General features: G+C 40.8%; 1 protein-coding gene. It reads right to left on the minus strand.

What is annotated here, in order from left to right; all coding sequences use genetic code 11:
* Positions 1-941 (minus strand): transposase (locus tag VB714_RS15495; RefSeq protein ID WP_323225533.1); only part of this gene is annotated, 941 nt, incomplete at its 3' end.
* Between the last annotated feature and the right edge of the window lie 235 nt (positions 942-1176).

The following is a 1176-nucleotide window of genomic DNA, read 5'->3' on the forward strand; positions in this document are numbered from 1 at the left end:
GTTCCCAGAACAACTGGCGTTCTCAGCGTGCAGTCGGAACTTTTGCCCACATACACTCTGGAAAAGTTTTTGTCGCCTATTAATACACAATACCAATATCTCGCGCCAATATTATAACTCGCGTTTAAATCTGAATGGTATTGCTTTCCCGTACTAAAACGACAAAGAGAATAATTACTTTTTCCCCTCTTGACTTTCCCACTGCCATCAAAAGCATAGGCACTGGTATATTTGGGATTGATAAAAACCACCTTACCTCCCAATTCTCTCCATCTTTCTTGGGTCAACTCAACGATTTTTCGATGACACCAAAGATGGAATTTTTGTTTGTGCAAAGTCCCCTTTCTTCCCGCTTTTGCCTTCCATCCGGCTAAGTTCTCAAAGACGATAATTTTGACATTATGCGCTTTGGCAAACTCAACAATTCCCCGCATGACTTTACGAGATATTTCACGGTTGATATGGGAAGATTTACGATAGAGTCCCTTACAAAAACCTTTCCTGTGCTTTTGTCCGGTAATACGGGCAGTTTGTTTAGCTTTTTTAGCAATCTTCATCCTACGTCGATTGCGACGGTCTATGTCTCTAGCCGGATTGATAAATTTCCGTGCTTTTACAGTACCGTCAGCACCAACTATGGCTGCTGTTGCTGCATTGTTAATCCCTAAATCTACGCTACAAACATATTCTGATTCCTCTCTTTCGACTTTTTTAACCTTTACAGGCATGGAAAGTTGACAGGTTCTTTTGTTGACCACTAATGCAGGAGATTTTATCTCGTTTCCTTCTACAAGATGGCGGTTTTTCCCTTGTTTTTTGACGGGGATTTCTGCTGACCATACCCAATCTTTTCCATTCCAGATTTTAATTTGAATTGTGCGATATTTTTCCCCATAACGAATCTGTTGACCTTTGTACAATGAAGGGTAACTTCTGCACATTGCTGTTAGTTTTGGCGGTTGGCAAAAGCGATGTTTTCTCTCTCCCGATTGCCATGCTCTATATCTCGTTTGAAAACTTGAGACTATACCAATAGCATCGGCTATCCCTGCTCTTCTTAAATAACTGGGGAATTTTCGGAATGAGGGATATTTTTTCACCACCGATTGAAAATAGCGGTGCTTGGGTTCAGGATTTTTTGCGGTTTGATGAATGGCTTTTTCTATGGCATTTACT

Origin of the sequence: Spirulina sp. 06S082, from assembly GCF_034932145.1 — a bacterium.
Lineage (GTDB): Bacteria > Cyanobacteriota > Cyanobacteriia > Cyanobacteriales > Spirulinaceae > CCY15215.